This is a genomic window from Streptomyces spororaveus, from assembly GCF_016755875.1.
Lineage (GTDB): Bacteria > Actinomycetota > Actinomycetes > Streptomycetales > Streptomycetaceae > Streptomyces > Streptomyces spororaveus.
The window spans coordinates 1,733,192-1,758,793 of the sequence record NZ_BNED01000005.1; the positions used below are offsets into that span (position 1 = coordinate 1,733,192).

The 25,602-nt window shown below is 74.6% G+C and carries 23 protein-coding genes; 11 read left to right on the plus strand and 12 right to left on the minus strand.

Translation table 11 applies throughout. The features are described 5' to 3' along the window. Nucleotides 1–39: 39 nt before the first annotated feature. Nucleotides 40–2,169, minus strand: coding sequence for a phage holin family protein (locus Sspor_RS10605; RefSeq protein WP_202198829.1), 2,130 nt, complete (start codon nucleotides 2,167–2,169; stop codon nucleotides 40–42). A 148-nt stretch (nucleotides 2,170–2,317) separates the two neighbouring features. Further along, the gene (locus tag Sspor_RS10610) at nucleotides 2,318–2,722 is read right to left on the minus strand and encodes a hypothetical protein (protein ID WP_202198830.1); all 405 of its coding nucleotides are present in this window, start codon (nucleotides 2,720–2,722) and stop codon (nucleotides 2,318–2,320) included. A 123-nt stretch (nucleotides 2,723–2,845) separates the two neighbouring features. Between Sspor_RS10610 and Sspor_RS10615 the strand changes: the two genes are divergently transcribed. Together Sspor_RS10615 and Sspor_RS10620 are read left to right on the plus strand one after the other, a co-directional pair. Further along, complete coding sequence (locus Sspor_RS10615; RefSeq protein WP_202198831.1) at nucleotides 2,846–3,622, plus strand: MBL fold metallo-hydrolase; 777 nt, start codon at nucleotides 2,846–2,848, stop codon at nucleotides 3,620–3,622. Beyond that, nucleotides 3,619–4,248: a DedA family protein gene (locus tag Sspor_RS10620; protein WP_237403798.1), complete on the plus strand. Its 630-nt coding sequence runs from the start codon at nucleotides 3,619–3,621 to the stop codon at nucleotides 4,246–4,248. The genes Sspor_RS10615 and Sspor_RS10620 overlap by 4 nt, the downstream gene beginning before the upstream one ends. An 18-nt stretch (nucleotides 4,249–4,266) precedes the next feature. Here the strand turns inward: Sspor_RS10620 and Sspor_RS10625 are convergent, their stop codons facing one another. The 3 genes from Sspor_RS10625 to Sspor_RS10635 form a co-directional block, all read right to left on the minus strand. Next, nucleotides 4,267–5,214 (minus strand): SMP-30/gluconolactonase/LRE family protein, encoded by a 948-nt coding sequence (locus Sspor_RS10625; RefSeq protein WP_202203593.1) that lies wholly within the window; start codon nucleotides 5,212–5,214, stop codon nucleotides 4,267–4,269. A 201-nt stretch (nucleotides 5,215–5,415) separates the two neighbouring features. Next, a complete protein-coding gene (locus tag Sspor_RS10630; RefSeq protein WP_202203594.1) occupies nucleotides 5,416–6,633 on the minus strand; it encodes an aminotransferase class I/II-fold pyridoxal phosphate-dependent enzyme in 1,218 nt (405 codons plus the stop codon). 167 nt (nucleotides 6,634–6,800) lie between these two features. Further along, nucleotides 6,801–7,373: a TIGR03086 family metal-binding protein gene (locus tag Sspor_RS10635; protein ID WP_202198832.1), complete on the minus strand. Its 573-nt coding sequence runs from the start codon at nucleotides 7,371–7,373 to the stop codon at nucleotides 6,801–6,803. 200 nt (nucleotides 7,374–7,573) lie between these two features. Between Sspor_RS10635 and Sspor_RS10640 the strand changes: the two genes are divergently transcribed. Together Sspor_RS10640 and Sspor_RS10645 are read left to right on the plus strand one after the other, a co-directional pair. Next, complete coding sequence (locus Sspor_RS10640; RefSeq protein ID WP_202198833.1) at nucleotides 7,574–8,422, plus strand: methyltransferase domain-containing protein; 849 nt, start codon at nucleotides 7,574–7,576, stop codon at nucleotides 8,420–8,422. 88 nt (nucleotides 8,423–8,510) lie between these two features. Then, on the plus strand, nucleotides 8,511–8,990 hold the full coding sequence (locus tag Sspor_RS10645) for an LppU/SCO3897 family protein (protein WP_202198834.1): 480 nt from the start codon (nucleotides 8,511–8,513) through the stop codon (nucleotides 8,988–8,990). Here the strand turns inward: Sspor_RS10645 and Sspor_RS10650 are convergent. Together Sspor_RS10650 and Sspor_RS10655 are read right to left on the minus strand one after the other, a co-directional pair. Beyond that, nucleotides 8,980–10,950 (minus strand): DUF5107 domain-containing protein, encoded by a 1,971-nt coding sequence (locus Sspor_RS10650; protein ID WP_202198835.1) that lies wholly within the window; start codon nucleotides 10,948–10,950, stop codon nucleotides 8,980–8,982. The genes Sspor_RS10645 and Sspor_RS10650 overlap by 11 nt on opposite strands. A gap of 65 nt (nucleotides 10,951–11,015) precedes the next feature. Beyond that, nucleotides 11,016–11,915 (minus strand): arginase family protein, encoded by a 900-nt coding sequence (locus tag Sspor_RS10655; protein WP_202198836.1) that lies wholly within the window; start codon nucleotides 11,913–11,915, stop codon nucleotides 11,016–11,018. Between the two features lie 124 nt (nucleotides 11,916–12,039). Between Sspor_RS10655 and Sspor_RS10660 the strand changes: the two genes are divergently transcribed. Beyond that, complete coding sequence (locus Sspor_RS10660) at nucleotides 12,040–12,768, plus strand: hypothetical protein (protein WP_202203595.1); 729 nt, start codon at nucleotides 12,040–12,042, stop codon at nucleotides 12,766–12,768. Nucleotides 12,769–12,792: 24 nt separating this feature from the next. After that, nucleotides 12,793–13,341, plus strand: coding sequence for a hypothetical protein (locus Sspor_RS10665; protein ID WP_202198837.1), 549 nt, complete (start codon nucleotides 12,793–12,795; stop codon nucleotides 13,339–13,341). On the opposite strand, the gene Sspor_RS10670 is transcribed toward Sspor_RS10665, so the two are convergent. The 4 genes from Sspor_RS10670 to Sspor_RS10685 form a co-directional block, all read right to left on the minus strand. Beyond that, the gene (locus tag Sspor_RS10670) at nucleotides 13,338–15,359 is read right to left on the minus strand and encodes a prolyl oligopeptidase family serine peptidase (RefSeq protein ID WP_202198838.1); all 2,022 of its coding nucleotides are present in this window, start codon (nucleotides 15,357–15,359) and stop codon (nucleotides 13,338–13,340) included. The two genes, Sspor_RS10665 and Sspor_RS10670, sit on opposite strands and share 4 nt — an antisense overlap. Before the next feature lie 13 nt (nucleotides 15,360–15,372). After that, the gene (locus Sspor_RS10675) at nucleotides 15,373–16,779 is read right to left on the minus strand and encodes a M20/M25/M40 family metallo-hydrolase (protein ID WP_202198839.1); all 1,407 of its coding nucleotides are present in this window, start codon (nucleotides 16,777–16,779) and stop codon (nucleotides 15,373–15,375) included. Between the two features lies 1 nt (nucleotide 16,780). Then, nucleotides 16,781–17,614: a M55 family metallopeptidase gene (locus Sspor_RS10680; protein ID WP_202198840.1), complete on the minus strand. Its 834-nt coding sequence runs from the start codon at nucleotides 17,612–17,614 to the stop codon at nucleotides 16,781–16,783. A gap of 155 nt (nucleotides 17,615–17,769) precedes the next feature. Continuing rightward, a complete protein-coding gene (locus Sspor_RS10685; RefSeq protein ID WP_030012423.1) occupies nucleotides 17,770–18,213 on the minus strand; it encodes an SRPBCC family protein in 444 nt (147 codons plus the stop codon). A 208-nt stretch (nucleotides 18,214–18,421) separates the two neighbouring features. On the opposite strand from Sspor_RS10685, the gene Sspor_RS10690 reads away from it, so the two are divergent. The 3 genes from Sspor_RS10690 to Sspor_RS10700 all read left to right on the plus strand — a co-directional run bounded on the left by Sspor_RS10690 (nucleotide 18,422) and on the right by Sspor_RS10700 (nucleotide 21,605). Then, the gene (locus Sspor_RS10690) at nucleotides 18,422–19,453 is read left to right on the plus strand and encodes an Rv2578c family radical SAM protein (protein ID WP_202198841.1); all 1,032 of its coding nucleotides are present in this window, start codon (nucleotides 18,422–18,424) and stop codon (nucleotides 19,451–19,453) included. Nucleotides 19,454–19,565: 112 nt separating this feature from the next. Beyond that, on the plus strand, nucleotides 19,566–21,140 hold the full coding sequence (locus Sspor_RS10695; protein WP_202198842.1) for an alpha/beta hydrolase: 1,575 nt from the start codon (nucleotides 19,566–19,568) through the stop codon (nucleotides 21,138–21,140). A gap of 45 nt (nucleotides 21,141–21,185) precedes the next feature. Further along, the gene (locus tag Sspor_RS10700) at nucleotides 21,186–21,605 is read left to right on the plus strand and encodes a RidA family protein (RefSeq protein WP_202198843.1); all 420 of its coding nucleotides are present in this window, start codon (nucleotides 21,186–21,188) and stop codon (nucleotides 21,603–21,605) included. A 17-nt stretch (nucleotides 21,606–21,622) separates the two neighbouring features. On the opposite strand, the gene Sspor_RS10705 is transcribed toward Sspor_RS10700, so the two are convergent. After that, nucleotides 21,623–22,177, minus strand: a complete 555-nt coding sequence (locus Sspor_RS10705; RefSeq protein WP_202198844.1) for a HEAT repeat domain-containing protein — start codon at nucleotides 22,175–22,177, stop codon at nucleotides 21,623–21,625. A 395-nt stretch (nucleotides 22,178–22,572) separates the two neighbouring features. Between Sspor_RS10705 and Sspor_RS10710 the strand changes: the two genes are divergently transcribed. Both Sspor_RS10710 and Sspor_RS10715 read left to right on the plus strand, forming a co-directional pair. Then, nucleotides 22,573–24,372, plus strand: a complete 1,800-nt coding sequence (locus Sspor_RS10710; RefSeq protein ID WP_202198845.1) for a 3-hydroxyacyl-CoA dehydrogenase family protein — start codon at nucleotides 22,573–22,575, stop codon at nucleotides 24,370–24,372. Between the two features lie 163 nt (nucleotides 24,373–24,535). Then, nucleotides 24,536–25,348, plus strand: a complete 813-nt coding sequence (locus Sspor_RS10715) for a TetR family transcriptional regulator (protein ID WP_202198846.1) — start codon at nucleotides 24,536–24,538, stop codon at nucleotides 25,346–25,348. Nucleotides 25,349–25,602 lie beyond the last annotated feature (254 nt).

The following is a 25,602-nucleotide window of genomic DNA, read 5'->3' on the forward strand; positions in this document are numbered from 1 at the left end:
GGTCAACACATGGTTGACCACCGTGAAAGCGGCACAAAATCAGCGGATTTCGTCCCGCGCGGGCGCCCCTGTGGAAGGAAAGCTTCCGTTATTTGCGTCCCCGGGCGCGGTTTCCTCCACCGGCTCCCCCACCGGCTCCCCCAGTGGCTCGTCCACCGGCACCTGCGGTCCGTCCGGCTCCCGCAGCCAGCGCCGCAGCACGGCGTGCACCGCTTCCGCCCCGGCCAGCTCCTCCCCGGGGTCCGACAGGTCCGTGGGCCACATCAGGAAAGGGTGCCCCTGCTCCCCGCCCAGCCCGCCGTGCGAACCGATCTGCTCCTCGAAGGCGTGCACGGTGCCCGTCCGCGGGTCGTACGCCGAGTTCACCATGACGTCCGCCACGTGCGGGAAGGCATCGGTCCGGCGGACGGCCTCGGCGGCGCCCGGGCCGAAGGGGGCCAGCAGCTCCTCCGCCTCCCCCGGGACGTCCAGCCGGGCCACCCTTCCGTCCCGGCCCATCACCACCCCGTCCACCAGCAGGAACCCCACGCCCGGGTGGTTCGCCAGGGTGGCCAGCAGGGCGGGGTGCGCGCGCTCGACGCGGGCCCGCGAAGCCCGGCCCGGAATGTCGGGGAAGGAGATCAGGCCGAGGTTGCCCGAGGGCAGCACCACCGGATCGGAGCCCGGCCCCGGGTGCGCCTCCTCGCCCTCCTCCACCGGCCGGTGGAGCGCCGCGAGCACGGCCGCCCGGGCCTCGGCGCCGCTGCGGGTGCGGCCGGCCCGGCGCGGGACCGGCAGCCCGCAGCCCGCCCGGACCAGGTCCTTGAGGCTCAGCCCGTACCGGCCGAGGAAGGTCTCCCCCGGGCTCTGACCGTGATCGGAGAGCAGCACGATCCGGTACCGGCGCGGCGCGTGCTCGGCGACCCGGGCGATCAGCGCGAGGCTCCGGTCCAGGCGCCGCAGCACCCGGTCGGTGTCCCGGCCGCGCGGGCCCGAGTGGTGCGCGACCTCGTCGTAGGCCACCAGGTCGGCGTAGACGGCGGTGCGCCCGGCGAGCATGTCGCCGATCACCGCCGCGACGACCACGTCCCGTTCCACCACGGTCGCGAAGGCCCGGATCAGCGGGTACAGCCCGCCGCGCGAGACCCGCGGCCGGTCCCCGCGGATCCGCGCCCGCACCGACTGGCCGATCTCCCGGGCCGCCTCGGAGACGAAGGACACGGCCGTACGGACGGCGTTCGCCGGGTCGGAGAAGTACGCGAAGTAGCCCGCGCGGGACCGGTTGGCCCGCCCCCGCCGGGCCGAGACCGACAGCACCAGCGCCAGCTGGTCGGCGCCGCCGCTGAACAGGTTGCCCCGGCTCGCCCCGTCCAGCGTGAGCAGTCCGCCGTCCCCGGTGCGCCCGATGGCCCGCCGCTGGAGCTCGGCGGCGCTGGTCGGCCGGTTGCAGACCATCACCTCGCCGGTGTCCTTCTCGTACCAGCGGAAGGCCGGCACGTCGAAGTTGGAGCCGTGCAGGATCCCGAGCTGGCTGGCGCCGGTCTGGCTCGACCAGTCCGTACGCCAGGACCGGGCGCGGTGGCTGCCGTCCAGCAGGGCGGCGACGGTGGGCATCAGCCCGCTGCCGCACGCGCGGCGCAGCTCCTCGTACCCCAGCCCGTCCAGCTGGAGCATGAGCAGACCCGGCGGGGCCTCGGCGCCGCGGGCCGGGTCCGCCCGGCCCTGCCTGCGGCGACGCCGGTCGGCGAGCCGGTAGAGCCGCCGCCGGTAGGCATCGTCGTCGCGCACGGCGAGTGCGGTGGAGGTCGCCGACGCCACCGCGGACATCACGGCGGCGACGACCACCGCGGTCTCCGGCGCCACCTCGCCGCGGCCGTCCGGGATCAGGCTGAGCGCTATCAGCAGGAGCGAGCCGTTGAGGAAGAAGACGAGCAGCCCGAGCACCAGGGCGGGCACCAGCAGCAGGGCCCGGACGAGCACCGGCCAGACCAGCGCGCTCAGCATGCCGAAGGCCCCGGCGGCCCAGGCGGCGGTCAGCCCGATCTGCGTGATGCTGTCGCCGTCGTCCGACTGGAGCCGGAAGTCCGGCAGGATCCCGGCCAGGGCGAGCATCGTGAGGGTGGACGCCGCCCAGACGAGGAGCACCCGCACCAGGGCGCTGCCCGCGGTCCGCCACCGCCCTCGCACCACGCCGCCACCTCCCGCGAGCCCGTCCCGCCTCCAGGCTCGCACAGCCCGCCGCACCCGGTCGGGCGATGCGGACGGCGCACGGGCGCGCGGAACGGGCGGGCCGGTGCTGAGCCGGTGAGGTGAGGTCAGATCGGCAGGCCGGGTCGGGTCAGGTGCCGTCGTAGCCGGCGGTCGGCATGGACAGCCTGCGGTGCACCTCGGCCTTCATCGCGGAGGTGTACCGGGGCTCCTCGCCCCCGGCGGTCTCCAGCCGCACACCGCGCCGCTCGCACTCGGCGGTGAACTCCTGGACGGAACGCAGTGCGCGGGCCAGCACCCGGTGGTTGGCGGCGACGAAGAGATCGACCTGCCCGGTGTCGACGTCGGACCAGAGCCCGCAGTGGTCGGCACGCAGCCCGTAGACCAGCAACTGCCTCGTCACGACATAGCCCCGGTCGGCGGCCCAGCGCGCGCACACGGCGTGCTGGCCGCGGGTGTCCACGGCGAACGGGTCGGTGTCGAGGTCTTCGAGCGGGGCCAGGCTGGCGATCGCGGCCACGCGCAACTCTTCCATGCCGCCGGACCCTACTCCGATCCGCCGCCGGAGAGGAGGGGACGGCCGAGATCCGATTCCGGGCGGCCGCGCGGGGCAGACACCCCTAGGCTCGTGAACGAGGCGCGAGGGAGGGAGGGCCGGGTGCCGGTGGACATCACCTGGTGGGGTCATGCCACGTGCACCGTCGAGGACTCCGGGGTCCGGCTGCTCACGGACCCGCTGTTCGCCCGGCGGCTCGCGCACCTGCGGCGGCGGCGCGGGGCGCTGCCCCCGCCCGAGGCGGCGGCGGCCGACGTGGTGCTGGTCTCCCACCTGCACGCCGACCACCTGCATCTGCCGTCGCTGGCGCGGCTCGCGCCCGGCACCCGGCTGCTCGTGCCGCGGGGGGCGCGCCGGGCCGTACCGGGGCTTGCGCGGGTCGCCGGGCTGCACGGGCTGGCCGTGACGGAGGTGGTGCGGGGCGAGGAGGTCCCCGTACGGGACGGCGTACGGGTCCGGGCGGTCGGCGCGCGGCACGACGGACGGCGGCTGCCGTTCGGGCCGCACCTGTGCCCGGCGCTGGGGTACGTGGTGCTGGGGGCGGCGCGGACCTACTTCGCCGGGGACACCGGGCTGTTCGACACCATGGCCGAGGAGACCGGACCGGTGGACGTGGCCCTGCTGCCGGTGGGCGGCTGGGGGCCGTACCTCGGCCCCGGGCACCTGGACGCGGGGCGGGCGGCGCGGGCGCTGGCCCGGCTGGCGCCCGCGGCGGCGGTCCCGGTGCACTACGGGACGTACTGGCCCGTCGGGATGGACGCGGTACGGCCGCACGAATTCCACGCGCCCGGCGAGGAGTTCGCGCGGCTGGCGCGGCAGCTGGCGCCGAAGGTGACCGTACGGGTGCCGCGGCACGGCGAGCGGGTGCGGCTGCCGTGACGTGGCGCGAGCTCGCGGCCGCGGCCGGCCAGGTTCCGCCGGAGAGCACCCAGCAGGCGGTGGGGTACCCGGCGCTGTTCCTGCTGGTCGCACTGGGCGCACTGGTACCCGTCATCCCCACGGGTGCGGTGGTGAGTTCGGCGGCGGTGGTGGCCTTCCACCACCAGTCGTCGCCCTACGGGGTGCTGCTGGTGTTCGCGGTGTCGGCGCTGGCGGCGTTCACCGGGGACATCACGCTGTACTGGCTCGGGCAGCGCGGGGTGCGCTCACGGGGCGGGTCGCGCTGGCTGGAGGCGCTGCGCGGCCGGGCCACGCCGGAGCGGCTGGAGCGGGCGCGGGCGGGGCTGGACGAGCACGGGGTACTGGTCCTGGTGCTGTCGCGGCTGGTCCCGGCGGGCCGGATCCCGGTGATGCTGGCCTGCCTCCTGGCCCAGATGCCGTTGCGCCGCTTCGCCCGGGGCGACGCCCCGGCCTGCCTGGCCTGGGCGGCGACGTACGGCCTGATCGGCATCCTGGGCGGCACCCTCTTCGCGGAGCCCTGGAAGGGTGTGGCCCTCGCGGTCGGCCTGGCCCTGGCGATCAGCGCGGGGCCCTCGCTGTGGCGCCGCCTGCGGCCACGGCCCTGAGCGGGCCCCGGCCGGGCCTCACCGTCCCTCCCCTTCCCGGCCGGGTACCGGGCGGGCGGAGGCCGGCGGGAACGCGAGACCCGTCGGCGTGTTGAGGCCGGTGAAGGCGAGCGTGACCTGTCCGCCGCCCGTCTCGCGGACCCGCACCACGCGGTTGTTGAATCCGTCGGCCACGTAGAGGCCGCCGGAGCCGTCGAGCGCGAGGCCCAGCGGGGAACTGAGGCCGGTGACGGGCACCGTGCTCTGCGCACCGCCGCCCGCGGCCAGTTTCACCACACGGTTGTTGCCGCTGTCGGAGACGTACAGGTCGCCCGCGGCGTTCGGGACCAGCCCGGTCGGCTGGGAGAGGCCGGTGGTGGGCACGGTGCTCTGGCCGCCGCCGTCCACGGCCACCCTGACGACGCGGTCGTTGACGAAGTCGGAGACGTACAGGCCCCCGCCGGGCGCCCAGGCCAGCCCCCAGGGGTGCAGCAGCCCGGTGGTGGGGACGGTCGTCTGTCCCCCGCCGCCGGCCGGCACCTTCACGATCCGGTCGTTGAAGCTGTCGGCGATGTAGAGGTTCCCGGCCGGGTCGAAGGCGAGCCCCAGCGGGCGCGACAGGCCGACGGCGGGAACGACGGTCTGCTCCCCGCCGTCCGGGGGCAGCACGAGGACGCGGTTGTTGCCGGTGTCGGACACGTAGAGGCGGCCCGCGGCGTCCCAGGCCATGCCGGTCGGCCGTACCAGGCCGTCGAAGGGGACGGTGCTCTGGTCGCCGCCGTCCGCGGGCAGGGCCACCACCCGGTTGTTGCCGTAGTCGGACACGTACAGGGGCGGACCGGCGGGCGACCGCACGTCACCGGGCGGCGTGGCGCCCGCCGCTCCCGTGGGGAGCGCGCAGAGCAGCAGCAGCGCCACGGCGGCGGCCAGCCGCCGGGTCCACCGCCGGGCAGCGGGGGGTGCCTCGGTTCGTGCCTCGCCCGTCATGCGTTCCACGACTCACCCACCTGATCCGGACGGCCGGCCGGCCGGGTGCCCGGTGCCGTACCCCCGCCGACCCTAGGAAGCGGGGAGCGCCGGCGCGGGAGCCACGCCATCGCGACGGTCGCCGGCCACTCCAATGCCCGGTGGGGCGGGACCCGGGCCGTGGGGAGGCCGAGGCCGGTGTGGATCACCGGGGTCGGGTGGTCAGGCCAGCCCGGCCAGGACCGACCCGAGGAGTTCCAGGGAGTCGCGTACGTGCGGCAGTGCGAGCGGATCGCGGGCGGTGAGCGCGGCCAGCCGCTCCTGCGGGGTGGCGCCGAGCAGGGGCCCGGTGGACAACCGCACGCGCAGCGAGCCCAGTTCGTCGGCGAACCGCTGCCCGCCGGGAGTGGGTGCGCCGAGCCGGCCGCCGAGCCAGTCCTCCAGTTCCATGGCGTCGCCGACCCCGTGCCGGGCGAGTCCGGCGCGCAGCGGGGTGAGGTCGGCGTACAGGTGCCGGCCGGCCCGCGGGGGCCGGGCCAGCGCCCCTGCCGCGAGCAGCCGCCGGTGCGCGGCGGCGGCCACCACCCCGTGCAGGGTGGCGGCGGCGTAGGCGCGGCCCGCGACGGCGTCGGGTTCGTCGAGGGCGTGCGCGGCGGCACCCGCGACGGGTCCCGCGACCATCGCCCCGGTGGCGGTGAGGACGTCGAGGGTACGGGCGCGCAGCCAGGTCCCGCGCGGGGTGCCGGGGAAGCGGACGACGGCGGCGGGCCAGCCGGCCGGCAGCAGCGCCCCGGACAGGTCGACGAGGACGGCCGCCTGTTCGGGGAGCATCTCGGCGGGGCTCAGGACCAGGGTGTCGTGGGGCCGGTGGACGGTGTCGCGCCAGCTCTCGTCGCTGACGACGAACAGTCCGGCGGATTCGGCGGCCTCGCAGGCCTCGCGCAGCAGCTCGGGCGGGGGCACGGTCGCGGTGGGGTCGTCGGCGACCGACAGCAGGAGCACGCGCGGGTCGCCGCCCTCGGCGCGCACCCGCCGTACGGTCTCCAGCAGCGCGTAGGGGTCGGGTACTCCGCCGCACTCGGCCGGGGTCGGCACGTGGTAGGCCCGACGTCCCAGCAGCCGGACCTGAGGGGTCCACCAGGCGGGACAGGGCCGGGGCAGCATCACGTCTCCCCCGTATGCGCCGAGCAGGGCCAGGAGCAGGGCGGGGGCTCCGGGACCCGCGGCCACGTTCTCGGGCGAGGTGGCGAGCCCCCGCCGCTCCCAGTGCCGGCAGGCGGCCTCCCGTACGGCCTCGCCGCCGCCCGGGGGCTCGGGGGCGGCGCGTCCGGCGGCCGCGGCGAGGACGGAGAGCAGCTCGGGGAGCACGGGCAGGCCGGGCTGCGGGGCGGGTGGGCCGTACCGGACCGGGCCGCGGCCCTCCGCGGCCGTGCGCTGCATCGCCGCCACCGCTTCCCGCCTTCCGCGCTCGCCCTGCCACGCCCGGCCCGCCCGCGACTGCCTCACGGCGCGTCGGTAGACCTGACCTTTATACGATGATTCAGGGCCCTATGCCTGTTGTGCGGGATGCCCGCCCCCGCGCGTCAGCCCGCGCGTCAGCTCGCTCGTCAGCCCGCGCGCCCCACCATCGCGAGGAGCCTGGTCTGCGCGTCCGCGCCCGCCGGGACCTCCACCGGCTCGGCGTACTCACCGCTGGCCGAGAGCGCGTCGGCGTACGGCATGATCTCCTTGATCGAGAACTCGACCAGGGTGTCGGGCAGCCGGTCCCCCGCGCCGATGCCCCGGGCCAGGTCCCAGACATGCACGACGCAGTCGGCGGTCAGCTCCGAGCAGTACGCCGATCCGAGCGCGGGCCCGTACGAGAGGCGCACGGTCCGGTCCAGCGCGCCGGACGCGGCGAAGGCCGCGTGCGCGGCGGCCGAGGCCCGGTCCCAGGCCGCGACCGGGTCGTCACCCAGTACGTCACCGGAGAACCGGCCCGCCAGCTCCTCGACGGTCCGGCCCTCGGTGACCAGCGGCGGGATCCAGAGCTGCTCCGCGGTGACGTGGTTGACCAGCTCCCGCACGTTCCATTCCGTGCACGGGGTCGGCTCTCCCCACTGGTCGCCGCGGACGTCACGCACCCGCTCACCGAAGAGCCTCAGCGCCTCGGCATGCCGTTCGAGCAGCGTGTCCGTCATGACGCTCACCGCCGTCCGCCCTGGGGATGTGTCCCCCTGCAGCCACTCTCCTCGCACCCGCATCGGCCTGCCACCTCCCCACCCGGTCCCCTTGGCACACAAGGCTGTTGTCCACATGTCAAAACACCTATCTCAGATGGCGAACTGATCGTCTACGGTGGGGGCAACGCTTCGAAGAGGAAACGAGGAGGGGTCCGGTCATGAACGCAGCCAGGGAGTCCGCCGGGGATTCGGCAGCCGGGGAGACCGCCGTCTACACGCACGGCCACCACGAGTCGGTCCTGCGCTCGCACCGCTGGCGCACCGCCGGGAACTCCGCCGCCTACCTGATCGGCGAGCTGCGCCCCGGCATGCGGGTGCTGGACGTCGGCTGCGGCCCGGGCACGATCACCGCGGACCTGGCGGAGCTGGTCGCGCCGGGCGGCCACGTCACCGCCGTCGACGCCGCGGCGGACGTCCTGGAGCAGGCCCGCGCCCACGCCGAAGAGCGCGGTCTGGGCGACGCCGTGTCCTTCGCCGTCGCGGACGTCCACGCGCTGGACTTTCCGGACGACTCCTTCGACGTGGTCCACGCCCACCAGGTGCTGCAGCACGTCGGCGACCCGGTGCGGGCGCTGCGCGAGATGCGGCGGGTGTGCCGGCCGGGCGGGGTCGTGGCCGCGCGCGACGCCGACTACGCGGCGATGACCTGGTACCCGGCCACGCCGGGCCTGGACGACTGGCTGAGCCTGTATCGGCGGGTGGCCCGCGCCAACGGCGGCGAACCGGACGCCGGACGCCACCTGCGGGCCTGGGCCCGGCAGGCCGGTTTCACGGACGTGACCTCCTCGGCGACGGCCTGGTGCTTCGCCGACCCGGAGGAGACCGCCTGGTGGTCGGCCCTGTGGGCGGACCGGACGCAGGCCTCCGCGTACGCGACCGTCGCCACCCGCGGCGGTCACGCGACGGCCGCGGACCTGGCGGCCGTCGGCGCGGCCTGGCACGCCTGGGGCGCGGACCCCGACGCGTGGTTCTCGGTCCTGAACGCCGAGATCCTGTGCCGGGTCTGACGCGGGGGACCTCGGCTGCGGGAATGTCACTGGCTTGATATAGCGTGCGCACGTCAATACGTAGTCACGCACCCCGGGGGACAGACCCATGACGCAGCCGCCGCAGCCAGGCACGAACCCTTACGCCCAGTCCGGCCCCAACGGCCAGCCCGGCCCCTACGGCCAGCAGCCGCCGCAGGGACAGCAGCCCCAGCAGTGGGCCGCCGCGCCGCCGGCGCCGCCGACCCGGCGCGGGGGCATGGGCGTCCTGAAGATCCTCAAGATCATCGGTGCCGTGGCCGTCCTCATCGCCGTCGGCGTGGGCTACTTCCTGAGCCAGGACGACGCCGACCACGCCAAGGCCGGCGACTGCCTGAAGAACAACGGGACCCAGATCTCGCCCGACCTGCAGGTGGTCGAGTGCGGCGGCGCCACCGCCGAGTACAAGGTGGTCCAGGTGCACCAGGACACGCTGGACACCGCCAAGTGCGAGAACGTCTCCGACATCGGCTACCAGGAGCAGACCAGCGGCGGCCGGCGCTCTTCGGGCAAGAAGTTCGTGCTCTGCATCGACAAGATCAAGAAGTAGGCGGCCGCATCCGGAAGTCGTAGCGCGCCGGCAGCGGGCAGTCGGTGAGGGTGGCCCAGACCTCGGCGAGGGTCTCCTCACCCTCCCGCAGGTCCGGGAGTTCGAACCCGTCCTCGAAGACCCGGCGCGCCGCCCGCACATGGCCCTCCGCCGCGAGCAGCCGGGCCGCGAGCAACCGGAAGCGGCCCTGTTCCCGCAGGGCGGGCCGCAGCCGGTCCCAGACCGCGCGGGCCTGCGGCAGCCGGCCCGCCGCGAGGAGGGCGGCCATCGCCTCCTGGCCCAGCGCCGACTCCGCGGCCGTCCACGGCTCGCCGCCGCGGCTCTCCCCGGCCAGGTCCTCGAAGGCCGCCTCGAATCCGTCGGCCGCCCGCGCCGAGTCCCCGGCCAGGGCGTCCGCCACCGCAAGGCAGCGCAGCAACGGCCACCGCGAGGGGGCCAGCGCCAGCCCCCGCTCCCAGCTGCGCACCGCCTGGGCCGTGTCCCCGGCGTGCCACTGGGCCACGCCCAGGTGGTACTCCGTCAGCGGGTCCGCAGGGGCCGTCTCCAGCATGTCCCGCCAGTGCGCGGCGACCAGGCTCGGCCCCGGCGGGACCACCCGTCGCGGGGCGGGCAGGACGCCCGTGCGCCAGAGCTGCAGCCACGGTTCCTGCTCCTCCCCGAGCGTGTCCTCCCCGAAGGGGGTGCCCGGCAGCTCGAAGCCCCCGCACAGCACCTCCAGCGCGCCCCAGCCCGAGCCCCGCGCCAGCCGCTCCCCCGGCGCGGTGTCGGCGTGGCCGCGCCACGCCTCGTACGCCGCGTCCACCCGCTCCCGCGGCAGTGCGGCCTCCAGCGCGGCTCCGGCCGCACCGCGGGCCGCCGCCCAGTCCGCGCCGTGCACCTGCTCCGGCTCCGCCGACAGCGGGCCGTACGCCTCCAGCCAGCTGAACTCGGCCCCTCCCTCCAGCCGTACGTGCTCCAGCTGGGTCCGGGCCAGCCCGGCCTGGATCTCCGCGTAGCCGCCCGTGCCCGGCTCGGTCAGCCACTCCTGCCAGCGCCGGCCGCCACCGCCCGCGCCCCACACGAACAGCTTGCGTCCGCGCAGCCGCGCGGTGGAGGTCTGCACGAGCCCGTGCCCGGCGGCGTCCAGGGAGGCGATCCAGGGCCGGGTCCCGTACCGGACCTCGTAGAAGAAGTCGGCCGGGTACGTGCCGCGCAGCGGGTACGTGCGGTCCGCGCCCTCCCACTCCGGTACGGGGACCCGGCGCAGCGCGCGCTCGTAGCCGAAGTGCCAGGCCTCGTCGGCCGGAGCGAGCACCCGGGTGCCTGCGTCCTCCGGGACGGCGATGTTGGACCACCAGTACACGGGGGCGGGCCGCTCGTGCGGGTTGCGCACGCGGACGCCGACGTAGAGGAACTCCGAGTCCTCCGGCAGCCACAGGTCCACCTGGAAGGGCAGGTCGCGCAGGCGCTCCCACTCCCACAGCCGGACCATCGTGCCCCCGTCCGGCGCCGGGACGAGGGCCGCGTGCAGCGGGGCGCAGGACAGGGCGGTGTGCCCGGTCGCGCCGGTGTTCCACTCGATGCCGCCGGAGAACCAGGCGCCGTTGAGCGCGAAGTTGGCGGGCTGGAACACCGGGTTGCGGTAGAGGAGTTCACGCCCGGACGGCAGGTGCACGAGGGAGTGGACCCGCCCGCCCAGGCCCGGCAGGACGGTGACCCGCAGGTGGTCGTTCTCGATGACGATCGACTCGAACTCCCGCTCCGCGCGCTCCCGTCCGTACCCGTCCCGGATCCGTACGGGCAGGAGGGAGCGCAGGGGTTCGTAGCCGATCTGCCGTGCCATGTCGCGCGGCATCCCCTCGCGCGCACGCTCGTCCAGGGTGTGCGCGTCATCGGGCGCGCGCAGGGCGGGCAGCGGGTTGTCCGAGCCCAGCGGGGCTGCGGGGAGGGTCAGTACGGCGCGTCGGACGGTGGTGGCCATGAAGGAAATGGAACACGCCACGGCGGCCGGTGCACAGGGGTTCCGCGGATCACCACCGGTCAGGATTACGCAAAGGCGCCCGCGACCAGGTCGGCGAGGAGGGCGCCCGCACGCCCGTCCGGGTCCAGGTCCGGGTCGTAGACCGTGACGTTGAGCCCGGCGCAGCGCGGCGAGCCCACCAGCACGGCGAGCAGCTCGGCGAGTTCGTCGGGGAGCAGACCTCCGGGGTCGGGGCTGTCCACGGCCGGCATGACGGCCGGGTCCAGCACGTCGGCGTCCACGTGCACCCAGAACCCGGCGGTGTCCGGCGGGTGCAGCCCGTCCAGGGCGGCCCGGGCCACCGGTCCGGCGCCACGCCGTCGGATCTCCCCGACGGTGGCGACGGAGATCCCGGCCGCGTGCAGCTCGGCGAGGTCCGGGTCGCCGTCGCGCAGCCCGAAGAGCCGTACGTCCTCGTCGCGCAGGTAGGGGCCGCGCCCCTCCAGGTCGGCGAGATCCGCCTGGCCGCGGCCGGTCGACAGAGCCAGCTCCTCGCCGCCGGCGGCGCCGACGGGGCCGTTCACGCCCTCGTTGCCGGGGTGGCGGAAGTCGGCGGAGCCGTCGATCGCGGCCAGGCCGTAGCGTCCCAGGCGGCGCATGGCAAGGGCCGCGCCGAGCTGGATGGAGCAGTCACCGCCGAGCACGACGGGGAACTCCCCGGCCCGCAGGTGCCGTTCGATGCGGTCGGCGAGGGTGACCGTGTACGCGGCGAGGGCCTCGGCGTGGAACACGCCGTCGCCCTCGCGCCAGTCACCGCGGTCGTAGCGCGGCGGCACCACCACCCCGCCCTCGACGGCCCCGAGCCGGGCCAGCAGACCCTGCTCGCGCAGGGCGCCGGCGAGCTTGTAGACCCCCGGCACGGTGCCCGGCGCGGGCGGTCGCAGCCCGAGGTTGGAGGGGGCGTCGAGCAGCACGAGAGTACGCATGCCCTCATCCTTGCGCACACCCCGCCCGTCCCGCCGCGTCACCGGTCCCGTGGTGCGACGGCATCGTGATCGCGCCATCGGATCGACACGGCCCCCGGGCGGTGAGACCATCACCGGCGTGATCATGGAAGAGACGGCGCGCGTGGCGCTGGTGCGCCGGGCCGCGCTGAACAACGCGGTGTGGTGCGACGCCGTCTGCCGGGCGCACGGGGTGACCGCGCGGTACGAGGGGGCCGGCCTCTGGTGCAGTCCGCGGCGGACTCCGCCGATGTATCCCGATGCCGTGACCCTGGAACCGGCCGTGCCGGCGGGGAGTGTGGTCCGGGGCGTCGAAACCGCCTCGCCCGGCTGCTCGGTGAAGGACAGCTTCGGGGATCTGGACCTGGCGGGGAACGGCTTCGACGTCTTGTTCGAGGCGCAGTGGATCCACCGGCCCGCCGGGGCTCCGCTCCCCGTGGCGGAGGCGGCCGGGATGGAGTGGTCCGAGGTCTCGGACGCCCGGGAACTGGCGGCCTGGGAGGCCGCCTTCGACGGCGGCGGGGGCGACCGGCTGTTCCGGCCGGCCCTGCTCCGCGAGGGGATCGTGTTCCTGGCCGGTCGGGCCGACGGCCGGATCGCCGCCGGGGCCGTCGCGAGCACCGGCGGCGGCGTGGTCGGCGTGTCCAACCTGTTCGGGGCCGCCTGGGCGGGTGTTCTGGGCGCGGTCTCCCTCCGGTGGCCGGATCTCGACGTGGTCGGCTACGAGCACGGGGAGGACCTGGAGGCGGCGGTCCGGGCCGGGTTCACGGCGATCGGACCGCTGCGCGTGTGGCTGCGCACGACGGGCGGCGGGGACCACGGTGTGGCGTCATGATCAAGTTCGGGTGAGACTGGCGCGGTGACTTCGCATCAGACCAGCGGGCTCGTCGGCGCCGTGTTCGGGCTCGTCTTCGTCCTGGTGAACGCCGGAAACCTGCCCGCGGCCGTCGCCGTCGTGGTGCGCGTCCTCGCGATCGGCTCGTTCATCTGGCTGTTCATCGCGCTGCGGCGGGCCGGGGCGCCCCGGGCCGAAGGCCAAGTGGCGACGGCGCCCCGGCTGTTCGGGCGGCGCTACCTCCTCGTGGTCGCCGCCGAGGTGGCCGCCGCGCTGGCCGGGATCCTCGTCATCAACCTCGTACTGCACACCCCGCACGCCACGGTGGCCTGGATCAGCCTGGTCGTCGGCCTGCACTTCTTCGGTCTCGCGGCCGTCTGGCGCGCGCCGTCGCTGCGGCTGCTCGCGGCCGCGATGGCCGCCTGCGGCGCCGCCGGGCTCGTCCTGGCCGCCTGCGCGGTCCCCCTCGCCGTCATCGCGACCGTCGCGGGGATCCTCCCCGGCGTCCTGCTGCTCGGCTCCGTCTGGTGGGGCGTACGCTCCGCTCCGGCCGCCACCGCCGCGATCTCCTAGTCCAGTTCCAGCCGCGGGACGTCTGCGCGTTCGATGCCGAAGACCTGCGCGTACAGCGACAGTTCGGCCTCCAGCGCGCGGACCATGGTGTCCGCCCGGCGAAACCCGTGGCCCTCGCCCTCGAAGGTCACGTACGCGTGCGGCACCGGTACCGGCCGGCCCCGCAGGGCGTCCAGCAGCCGTTCGGCCTGGGCCGGCGGGCAGATCGGGTCCTCCAGTCCCTGGAGCAGCACGAACGGCGCCGTGATCCCGTCGGCCCGTGACACGGGGGAGCGTTCGCGGCTGAGTACCGCCAGGGTCTGCGGCGGCCCGGCCAGGCTCTCGACGTAGCGGGACTCCAGGTCGTGGGTCTCCTCGGCGAAGCCCAGCAGGTCCAGCACCGGGTAGATGATCGCGGCGCACGCGTACAGGTCGGTGGCGGCCAGCGAGGCCGCCGCGGTCCAGCCGCCCGCGCTGCCTCCGCGGATGGCGAGCCGGGCGGGGTCGGCGGTGCCCTCCGCGGCCAGCGCCCGGGCGACCGCCGCGCAGTCCTCCACGTCGACGACGCCCCACTGCTCGCGCAGCCGCTCCCGGTAGGCACGGCCGTAGCCGGTGGACCCGCCGTAGTTCACCTCCGCCACGCCGATGCCGCGCGAGGTGAAGTAGGCGATGTGCAGGTCGAGTACGGGCGGCACGTGGTCGGTGGGTCCGCCGTGCGCCCAGATCACGTACGGGGGCAGCTCGTCGGCGGGGGCCAGGCAGGCCGGGTGGTGCGGCGGGTAGACGTGCGCGTGGATCTGGCGGTTGTCGGGGCCGAGGAAGGTGCGGCTCTGCGGCTCCGGGTAGTAGGCGGGGTCCACCGGGTCCGGGCGCTGCGCGCCGACCGCCCGGGCGTGCCCGGTGGCGGTGTCGAGCTCGACCACCTCGTAGGCGCTGCGCGGGCTGGCGGCGACCCCGTAGACCCGGGTGCCGTGCACGGCCAGGGTCGGCTGCCAGGCGGTCCACGGCCCGGCGGCGTCCACCAGGTCGCCGCTCTCCGGGTCGAGGATACCGAGCACCGGGGAGCCCTGCCCGTGCAGGACCGCGACGAGCCCGGCGCCCGGGCCCGCCGGGTGCGGGGTGTCCCCGGGGAGCGGTGCGAGCCAGCGCAGCCCCGGCTTCCACAGCGGGCCGCCGAACTCCTCTTCCCGCGGGCAGAGATTGATCGCCCAGCCGGTCCGCGGGTCCACGCTGTACGGGTTCCACCAGCCGCCGCGGTCGCTGACCGCGAGGAGGGTCCCCTCGGCCGTCCACTCGACCTGGGCGACGGCCTCGTCGGGGCCGCCGAGCACGGTCCGGGCGTCGGCGAGCTCCCCGCCCTCGGTGACTTCGGCGACCCGCAGCTCGGTACCGTCCCACGGCATCCGGGGGTGGTCCCACACCAGCCAGGCGGCGCGGCGGCCGTCCGGGGAGAGCCGGGGACCGGTGGTGAACCGGTACCGGTCGTGGGTCAGTTCCCGCACCGCGCCGCGGTCGCCGGCCGCCGAGCCGTCCAGCGGTACGGCGGCCAGAACCCGGCGCACATCGGTCGGCGCCGGGCCCGTGAACTCCTCCAGCACGCACCACACCTCGCCGCCGCGCAGCACCGGGTCGGCCCAGCGCAGGCCGCCGCCGGTGCCGGAGAGCGGGGTGAGGGGCCGCGGCTCGGGACCGCCGGGCGCGTCGGGCTCGTACGCGTACAGCCGCTGGTCGGCGAAGTGGACGAAGACCAGCAGGGGGCCGCCGTCGGGGCGCTGCGCTCCCGCCCAGGGCAGGCCGCCGTACTCGGTGACGCGGCTGCGCACGTTCCACGGGGCCGGCAGTTCGGTGATCTCGGGTCCGGGGCCGGCGAGGCGGCGGCGCACCAGGGTGCGGCGGCCGGCCTCCTCGGGCCGGGGTTCGGTCCACCACACCTCGGGGCCGACCGTGCCGAGGTACTCGGGCCGCCCGTCGAGGGAGGCGGCGAGGCCCGCGTCGATGGGTGAGGGCCAGCTGCCGTAGGGCCGGGTCGTCGCCGTCATGACCGGGCCCCGTTCACAGGGTCCGCAGCGCGTGGTCGAGGACGCGGACGCCGAAGTGCAGGGCGTCGACGGGGACCCGCTCGTCCACGCCGTGGAAGAGGGCCCAGTAGTCGAAGCCGGGCGGCAGCTTGAGCGGGGAGAAGCCGTAGCCGGTGATGCCGAGGCGGGAGAACTGCTTGGCGTCGGTGCCGCCCGCCATGCAGAAGGGGACCACGTGGCCGGCCGGGTCGAACCGTTCGACCGCCTCGCGCAGGATCCCGTACGTCCGCCCGTCCACGGGGGCCTGGAGGGCGACCTCCCGGTGGTGGAACTCCCACGTCACGTCGGGGCCGGTGAGCGCGTCGAGGGTGGCGGCGAACTCGGCCTCGCCACCGGGCACGGTCCGGCCGTCGACGTAGGCGGTGGCGCGCTCGGGGATCACGTTGAGCTTGTAGCCGGCGCTGAGCATGGTCGGGTTGGCGCTGTTGCGCACGGTGGCGCGGACCAGGGTGCCGGCCGGGCCGAGTGCGTCGAGGAGCTCGTCGAGGTCGAGGCCGGGCTGCCGCGGGTCCACCGACAGGTCCTGCAGGGCGGCGAGTTCGGTGATGCACGCGGTGACGGTGTCGGTGAGCCGCACCGGCCATTCGTGCTCGCCGATCCGGGCGACGGCCGCGGCGAGCCGACTGACGGCGTTGGCCCGGTTGGGTTTGGAGCCGTGGCCGGCGGTGCCGTGCGCGGTCAGTTTGAGCCAGGCGGTGCCCCGTTCGCCCGCCGCGATCGGATAGAGGGCGCGGCCGCCGGGGCCGCTGTGCACGGTGAAGGCCCCGGACTCGCTGATGCCCTCGGTACAGCCCTCGAAGAGGTGCGGGTGGTCGTCGGCGAGGAAGCCGGAGCCGTCGAACGCACTGTCCTCCTCGTCGGCGGTGTAGGCGATGACGATGTCCCGGCGCGGTTTCACTCCGGCGCGCGCCCAGGCCCGTACGACGGCGAGCACCATCGCGTCCATGTTCTTCATGTCGACGGCTCCGCGGCCCCAGACCACGCCGTCCCGCACCTCGCCGGAGAAGGGGTCCACGCTCCAGTCGGCGGCCTCGGCGGGGACCACGTCGAGGTGGCCGTGGACGAGGAGGGCTGCGGCGCCGGGGTCGGTGCCCTCGATCCGGGCGACCACGTTGGTGCGGCCGGGAGTGCGCTCCAGCAGGAGCGGCTCCAGGCCGGCGGCGGCGAGCCGCTCGGCGACGTACTCGGCGGCGGGGCGCTCGCGGCAGTCGCCGCCGCCCCGGTTGGTGGTGTCGATCCGGATGAGGCCGGAGGTGAACTCGACGGCCTCGTCGAGGGCCACCGCGTCCACCACGTCCGCGCCGTACCCCACGCCCACCGCGTCCACCGGATCCGCCGCGTCCACGGCTCCGGCGGGGACCTCGGCGTTGATTGCGCACATGTCAGCCATACTGCTCCTCCACGGCCGCCGAGACGACCGTCGTGACCGCTTTGAAGGCCCGGATCCCCTCGTACATGGTCTCGCTGGTGTACGCGACCTTGCGCTCGCCGGACCGCTCCACGCCGGGGACCACCGTCGCGGACATCGCCAGGTGCGCGGCGTCGAACTCCAGCTCCACGGTGAAGGGGCCGCCGCGGACCGGCTCGTGCCGGACCGCCAGGGCGGTGGCCTCCTTGGCGGCGGCCCTGATGTCGGCGGCGGTGCGGGCCGGGGTGCGGCACACGGCGGCGTAGCGCGAGACGTGGTCCTTGACGGCGACGGTCACGGCCGCGGGGGCGTATCCGGCGGCGTCCACGCAGGTGAGGTCGTCTCCGGTGACCAGGACGACGGGGACCCCGTACTCGGCGACGACGTGGGCGTTGAGCAGCCCCTCGCTGGCGCGCGTCCCGTTGACCCAGACTCCGGTGATCGAGTTGGCGAGGTAGGTGTGGGCGAGGACCCCCTCGGAGCCGGCTCCGGTGTGGTAGCCGACGAAGGCGATGCCGTCGACGTCGCCGTGCTGGACGCCCTCGACCATGGAGAGGGTCTTGTGGCGGCCGGTGAGCATCTCGGCGCGCGCGTCGAGCTTCTCCAGGAGCAGGTTGCGCATGGTCCAGTGCGCCTCGTTGATGACGACCTGGTCGGCCCCGCCGTCGTAGAAGCCGAGTACGGCGGCATTGACGTCGGAGGTGAACATCGCGCGGCAGCGTTCCCACTGCGGGGTTCCGGGCAGCACGTCCGCGGGCCAGGTGACGCCGGTGGCGCCTTCCATGTCGGCGGAGATGAGGATCTTCATCGGGCCCCCGGGCGGTCGGTTGCGCTCAGGGTGCCACCCTAGCCGCCGGGGCCCCCGGTGGCCGTGGGGCTCACGCACCGGCGCGGCGCGCGGGCGTGCCGGGTTCACCCGATCCGGTGAGGCCGCTGCCCCGGCCCCACCGTCAACGCCGTTGCTCAGCGCTCCACTTCGGTGGCCAGGTTCTCCAGCACGGTGTCGTAGATCCGGCCGAGGCCCTTGGGCGCGAAGGTGCGCTCGAAGAAGCCGCCGATGCCGCCGGCGCCGTTCCAGACGGTGGTGACCACGGCCTTGGACTTGCCCTCACCGGCCGGGGTGACCCGCCAGGTGGTGACCATGGAGGAGTTGCGGTCCTTCTCCACCAGCTCGCCGTCGGTCGGCTCGCTGACCTCCAGCAGGCAGTCGCGCACGCGCTTGCTGGTGGCCTGGAGCTTCCAGTGCACCAGGGTGCCCTCGCCGTCGCCGCCCTCGCGCACCTCGTACTCGCTGAAGTGCTCGGGCAGCAGCTTCCCTCGGGTCCCGGTGTAGTCCGCCAGCGCGTCGAACACGGTCTCCGCGTCAGCCGCGATGATCCGCTCCGTGGTGGCCTCGACCTGCGCCATAGCTGTTCCTCCAGCAGTTGTGTCCGCTCGTCACGGCGAAGCCAACCACCTTCGGGGCGGTGGCCCAAATCCGCGCCGGACGGGGCGGCGGAGGTGGACCGGGAGGGCGGCCACGCCCGCCTCGATGCGATCGAAGGGATTCCGACCCGCACGATCATGGGAACGTTTGTTCTATTCTCGGCGCCGGAGCTACCGAGGGAGGCGCCTCATGCGCTGGGAGAACCTGACCGAGGGATCCGCGGGGCCGGCCGCGCTGTTCGGGGCCGGGGCCGTCGTGACCCGCACCATCGACACCCCCGAGTTCCGGGGGATCACCTTCCACGAGGTACGCGCCCGGTCGATCGTCAACCGGGTGCCCGGCGCCTCGCGCATGCCGTTCGAATGGACCGTGAACCCGTACCGGGGATGCAGTCACGCCTGCGTGTACTGCTTCGCCCGCAAGACGCACAGCTATCTCGACCTCGACACCGGCATCGGCTTCGACTCGCAGATCGTCGTCAAGACCAACGCCCCCGAACTGCTGCGCCGCGAACTCGGCTCGCCCCGCTGGACCGGCGCGCACATCGCCATGGGCACCAACGTCGACTGCTACCAGCGCGCGGAGGGCCGCTACCGCCTGATGCCCGGGATCATCGAGGCGCTGCGCGACCGCGCCAACCCCTTCTCGATCCTCACCAAGGGCACGCTCATCCTGCGCGACCTCCCCCTCCTGCGAGAGGCCGCCGAGGTCACCGAGGTCGGGATCTCCGTCTCGGTCGGCTTCACCGACCCCGGGCTCTGGCGGACCGTCGAGCCGGGCACCCCCTCCCCCGCCGCCCGGCTCGGCGCCGTACGGACCCTCACCGACGCCGGGATCGAGTGCGGGGTGCTGATGGCCCCGGTGATCCCCTTCCTCGGGGACTCCCCGGAGCAGCTGCGGGCGACCGTACGGGCCGTGGCCGAGGCCGGCGCGACCTCCGTGACACCTTTGGTACTCCATCTGCGACCCGGGGCGCGCGAGTGGTTCACGGCCTGGCTGGGAGCCCACCACCCCCACCTGGTCCCCCGGTACGAGCGGATGTACGCGGGCGGGTCGTACGCCCCCACCTGGTACCAGCGCCGGATCACCCGCCAAGTCCACGAACTGGCGGCCGAATTCGGCATCGGCCCGGCACGCCGGGGCGAGGCCCGCAGAATCGTCGCTCCGGAGCGTCCCGACGGGTCCGGGCCGGCCGGGGCCACGCAGCTCAGTCTCCTGTGACCGCCGACGCGGCCTGAACGGTCATCACATCGGGCCAATCGGCGGCGCAATCCCGCTTTCCAGGCGCGGTTTCCGGAACGATTCCGCCCAGAACCCTCGGCTGGGAGGCCCCATGCTCCACCCCTTGAAGAAGCGCGCCGCTGTCCTGCTGTCGATCTCCACCGTCGCCGCCGCCCTCGCGAGCCCGGTCACGGCCGCACCCGCGGCACCGGCCGATCCGGCCGCGCCCGCACGGGCCGCGCTGAGCTGGACCGGCTGCGCGACCCCGCGCTACCCGACGTTGCAGTGCGCGTCCCTCAAGGTGCCCCTCGACCACGGACGGCCGGGCGGCCGGCAGATCACCCTCGCCCTGACCCGGGTCCCGCACACCGGCACCACCTCCCAGGGCCCGCTGCTGGTCAACCCCGGCGGCCCGGGCGGCAGCGGGCGCAGCCTGGCCGGTTACATCGCCTCCGCCCTGCCCAAGGAGGTGGCCGCCCAGTACGACGTGATCGGCTTCGACCCCCGGGGCGTCGGCAAGAGCGAGCCCGCACTGGACTGCGCGGCGGGACACTTCAAGCCCGCCCGGCCGGACTCCGTCCCCATGGACGAGGCCACCGAGCAGGCCAACCTGGACCGGGTGCGCTCCTTCGCCGAGTCCTGCGGGACCAAGCACGCGGACGTGCTCCCGTACATCGACACCGTCTCGGCCGCCCGGGACATCGAGGTGCTGCGCGGCGCTCTCGGCGCGGAGCGGATCAGCTACTTCGGCTACTCGTACGGGACCTACCTCGGCGCGGTGTACGCCAAGCTCCACCCGGGCCGCGTGCACCGGCTCGTCCTGGACTCCGTGGTCGACCCGGGCGGGGTCTGGTACGAGGACAACCTCGCCCAGGACCGCGCCTTCGACGCCCGCCACAAGGCCTTCCTGGCCTGGGTGGCCCGGTACGACGCCACGTACAAGCTCGGCACCGACCCGGCCGCGGTCGAGGAGCGCTGGTACGCGATGCGCGACGCGCTGCGGGAGAGCCCGGCGGGCGGCAAGGTGGGCCCTGCCGAGCTGGAGGACACCTTCATGCCCGGCGGCTACTACAACGGCTACTGGCCGAGCCTGGCCGAGGCCTTCGCCGCGTACACGGTGGCCAAGGACCCGAAGCCGCTGGTGGCCGCCTACGAGCGGTTCGGCGCGGTGGAGCCCTCCGCGGGCAACGGCTACAGCGTCTACACGGCGGTCCAGTGCCGGGACTCGGCCTGGCCGAAGGACTGGAACCAGTGGCGCGCGGACATGTGGCGCACCCACGCCGAGGCGCCGTTCATGACCTGGAACAACGCCTGGTACAACGCGCCCTGCGCGTTCTGGCCGACGGAGCCGCTGGAGGCTCCGGACGTGACCAACGCGGATCTGCCGCCGGCCCTCCTGCTCCAGGCGACGGAGGACGCGGCGACCCCGTTCGCGGGGGCGCTCAGCATGCGGGAGAAGCTGAAGGGCTCGGCCCTGCTGGTGGAGGAGGGCGGCGGCAACCACGGCATCGCCCTGAGCGGCAACAAGTGCCTGGACGAGAAGGTCGCGGCCTATCTGGCGACGGGCCGGGCCTCGGACGCCACCTGCCCCGCCCAGGCGGCCCCGAAGCCGACCACGGCCACGCGCGCGATGCCGGCGTCCGCGGGCGGCGCGGCCCTCCACGGCCTCCTCGGCTTCCGCGGCTGACGCCCCGCCGGCCGGACGGGAGGACGAGCGGGCAAGATCGTGTCCATGACCACGACACCGTCGCACAGCAGCCCTCTCACCCGTATCGCCGCGCCGGAAGGAGTCGCCCCGAGCCCCCACTACAGCCACGTCGTCCTCGGCACGGGGCGCTTCGTCGCCGTGTCAGGACAGTGCGCGCTCGACGAGCGGGGCGAGGTCGTGGGCGAGGGGGACCCGGCCGCCCAGGCCCGGCAGGTGTTCGAGAACCTGCGCCGGTGCCTGGCGGCGGCCGGGGCCGCCTTCGACGACGTCGTGAAGCTCACCTACTTCGTCACGGACGTCGCCCACCTCCCGGCGGTACGGGAGGCCCGTGACGCGGTGATCCCGGCCGACCGCCTCCCGGCCTCCTCGGCGGTGCAGGTCTCGGCACTGTTCCGGCCCGAACTGCTGGTCGAGATCGAGGCCTTCGCCGTCGTCCCGCAGTAGCCGGCCGGCCCCTCCCCCTAGGCCGGGAGCCCGCGCAGCGCGGCCGTCGCCGCCACCGCCAGCCGGGGGTGGGACTGGGCGCGGGTGAGCAGCTCGCGGGCGCGGGGGTCGGCGAGGGCGCCGAGCCCCTCGACGCAGGCCAGGGCCACCCGCCAGTACGGGTCGTGCGGGGACAGCAGCCGCGACAGGGTGGCCATCAGGGCCGGTACGGACTCGGGGGCGCGCAGGGCGGTGAGCAGCCGTACGGGCTGCATGGCGTAGGCCGTGCGCAGGCTGTTGGTGGCCAGGGCCGCCGCCGCGCGGGCGGTGCGCGGGTCGTCCAGGACGGCCAGCGCCTCGGCGGCGGCCGCGCAGCGGGCCGGGTCCCGGTGGTTGAGGAGCAGGACGAGGGATTCGAAGGCGCGGCGGTCCCCCGCGAGTCCCAGCCGGTAGGCGGCCAGTTCGCGGGCCCACAGCGGCAGCCCGGCCGAGGTCAGGGAGGCCGCGAGGCCGTCGGGGGCGGCGGTGAGCAGCACCTCGTACTCGGGTGAGGGTCCCGCCTCCGCGCGCAGGCGCTCCAGCACGTCGTTCACCCGGCCACCCTAGGGGGACACAGCGGTCGCCGTGCCGGGTTTCGGGACATCGGAGACAGCCGGTTGATCGATGATCGATGATCGGTACATTTGGGCGGTACAGGTCACATCTCCGCGCTCTGGCGGACCAGTTACCGGCGGGTTACTGTCGTTTCAACACGTACGAGGGCGGCCTGGTGACGCAGCCGCCTCGTGCCGGTCGGTTCGTTTTCTCCACGGTGTGACCCCGGGACAGGGTTCCGCCGTTTCCGCCCCGGGGACCCGCTCCCCGAGGGCTCCGCTCCTCGGACCCCCTCACCCCGGGTCCTTCACCGCACGGCTCTTCCGTACGGCATCCGCGCGCGCTGTGCGCCGCGCGCCCCTCAGTCGTCACCCTCTTCCACTGGAGTCCCTCGATGGACCGTCAGTCCAGTCAGCCCACCCTCCAGACCATCGCCGTCGTCGGCCTCGGCACGATGGGCACCGGCATCGCCGAGGTCCTCGCCCGGTCCGGTCGCGAGGTCATCGGCATCGACATCAGCGAGGCCGCCGCCCACCGGGCCGCGACCTCCCTCGCCGCGGCCACCGCGCGCTCCGTCGCCCGGGAGCGGCTCACCGAGCAGGAGCGGGCCGACGTGCTCGCCCGCTTCCGCACCTTCACCGACCTGGGCGCCGCCGCCGAGGCCGACCTGGTCATCGAGGTCGTGCCCGAGTCGTACGAGATCAAGCAGCAGGTCTTCCGTGAGCTCGACGCGATCGTGCGGCCCGACACCATCCTGGCCACCGGCACCAACGCCCTGTCGGTGACGCGCATGGCCGCCGAGTCGCTGCGCCCCGAGCGCGTGCTGGGCCTGCACTTCTTCAACCCGGCCCCGACGATGAAGCTGGTCGAGATCGTCTCCTGCGTCCTGACCGCCCCGCCGGCCGTCGAGGCGGTCACCGAGCTGGCGCGCGACCTCGGCAAGGAGCCCGTCCCGGTCGGCGACCGGCCCGGCTTCGTCGCCGACGGCCTGCTCTTCGGCTACCTCAACCAGGCCGCTGCCATGTACGAGGCGCGGTATGCCTCCCGCGAGGACATCGACGCGGCGATGCGGCTCGGCTGCGGGCTGCCGATGGGCCCGCTCGCGCTGCTCGACCTGATCGGCGTGGACACCGCCCGGACCGTGCTGGAGGCCATGTACGCCTCCTCCGGCGACCGGCTGCACGCCCCGGCCCCGATCCTGGGGCAGCTGGCCGAGGCCGGCCTGACCGGCCAGAAGTCCGGCCGCGGCTTCTACACGTACGAGGCTCCGGGCAGCTCGGTGATCGTCCGCGACCTGCAGACCCCGCTCGACGGGTCCCTGGTCGGCGGCGGCCGTCCCGTCGGCTCGGTCGGCGTGGCCGGCTCGGGGACCATGGCGAGCGGGATCGCCCAGGTCTTCGCGCAGGCCGGCTACAGCGTGGTGCTCGCCGCCCGCAGCCAGGAGAAGGCCGAGGCCGCCAAGGCCGCGATCGGGAAGTCCTTGGGCCGTGCGGTGTCCAAGGGCCGCCTGACCGAGGAGGGCGCGGCCCAGACCCTGGACCGGATCACCCCGGCCGGATCGCTGGACGCCTTCTCCGAGGTGGACCTGGCCGTGGAGGCCGTCGCCGAGGACCTGGCGGTCAAGCAGGAGCTGTTCTCGACGCTGGACAAGGTCTGCAAGCCGGGCGCGGTGCTGGCCACCACGACCTCCTCGCTGCCGGTGATCGCGATCGCCCGTGTGACCTCGCGTCCGCAGGACGTGATCGGCATGCACTTCTTCAACCCCGCCCCGGCGATGAAGCTGGTCGAGGTGGTCCGGACCGTCCTGACGGCCGACGACGTGCACGCCACGGTCCGCGAGATCTGCCTCAAGGTGCGCAAGCACCCGGTGGACTGCGGTGACCGGGCCGGTTTCATCGTGAACGCCCTGCTGTTCCCGTACCTCAACAACGCGATCAAGATGGTCGAGCAGCACTACGCCGACATCGACCAGATCGACGCGGCGATGAAGCTGGGCGGCGGCTACCCGATGGGCCCGTTCGAGCTCCTCGACGTGGTCGGCCTGGATGTCTCGCTGGCCATCGAGAAGGTCCTGCACAAGGAGTTCCGCGACCCGGGCCTGGCTCCGTCCCCGCTGCTGGAGCACCTGGTGGCGGCGGGCTGCCTGGGCCGGAAGACCGGCCGCGGATTCCGTGAGTACGCCGCCCGCCGGTAATCCGTCGGGCCACGAGCCGGATGCGTGGGGAGGGCTGCTCGGGCCCGCCGGACCCTCACGGCGGGCCAACCCTCACGAGCCCAGTGCGGGCTCTCCCCCGCATCCACCCCTCTCCCACCCCCCGCAGGCGCGCTCCCCTGCACGAATGAAGTACTTTCGCTCTATGTCCCAGCCCGCCAAGACCTCGCCCCGCGCCGCCACGGCCTCCGAGACCCCGGACAGCCCGGCCGGCACCAAGGCGGCCGCTCAGCGGCTCAAGATGCGCCGCGAGCTCGCCGCCGCGGCCATGGAGCTCTTCGCGACCAAGGGGTACGAGGCGACGACGGTCGACGAGATCGCCGCGACCGCCGGGGTGGCGCGGCGGACCTTCTTCCGGCACTTCCGGTCCAAGGAAGAGGCGATCTTCCCGGACCACGACGACACCCTGACCCGCGCCGAGGCCGTGCTGGACGTGGCCCCGGCGCACGAGCACCCGCTCGACACGGTGTGCCGCGGGATCAAGGAAGTCATGAAGATGTACGCCGCCTCGCCCGCGGTGTCGGTGGAGCGCTACCGGCTGACCCGTGAGGTACCGGCGCTGCGGGAGCGGGAGATCGCCTCGGTGGCCCGGTACGAGCGGCTGTTCACCCGGTACCTGCTGGCCCACTTCGACGAGCAGGACCACCACGCCGGCAACGACGACCCGCTGCTGGCCGAGGTGGCCGCCTCGGCGGTGGTCACGGCCCACAACCACGTGCTGCGGCGCTGGCTGCGCGCGGGGGGCCAGGGGGACGTGGAGGCGCAGCTGGACCACGCCTTCTCGATCGTCCGGAAGACCTTCGGTTCGGGCATCGGGGCGGGCCGTACGCCGGGCTCGGCGCCGGCGGCTCCGGCGGCCGTCCGCACGGAGGGCGAGGTGCTGGTGGCGGTGGCCCGCACCGACGCCCCGCTGGACGAGGTCATGCGGACCATCGAAGAGGCACTGCGCGCCAAGTAGCAGTCACACCGAGTCGCACTCCCGGCAGCCGCCGGGAGTGCCCCTGGTCACAGCGGCCGCTCCCGATCCGGGGGCGGCCGTTTTCGTATGTCCGGCTTGCCCCTACTCGCGGGTAACTCTGATCGATCATCGCTCATCGGTGCAGGTCAATCGGCAAATGAGAGAAAGTTTTGGCACGCGGTGCCTTGCCGGGTGACACGGGGTGCCATACGTTGAAGACGTCCGGATGTCCCCGCGACCCCCGCCCACACGGC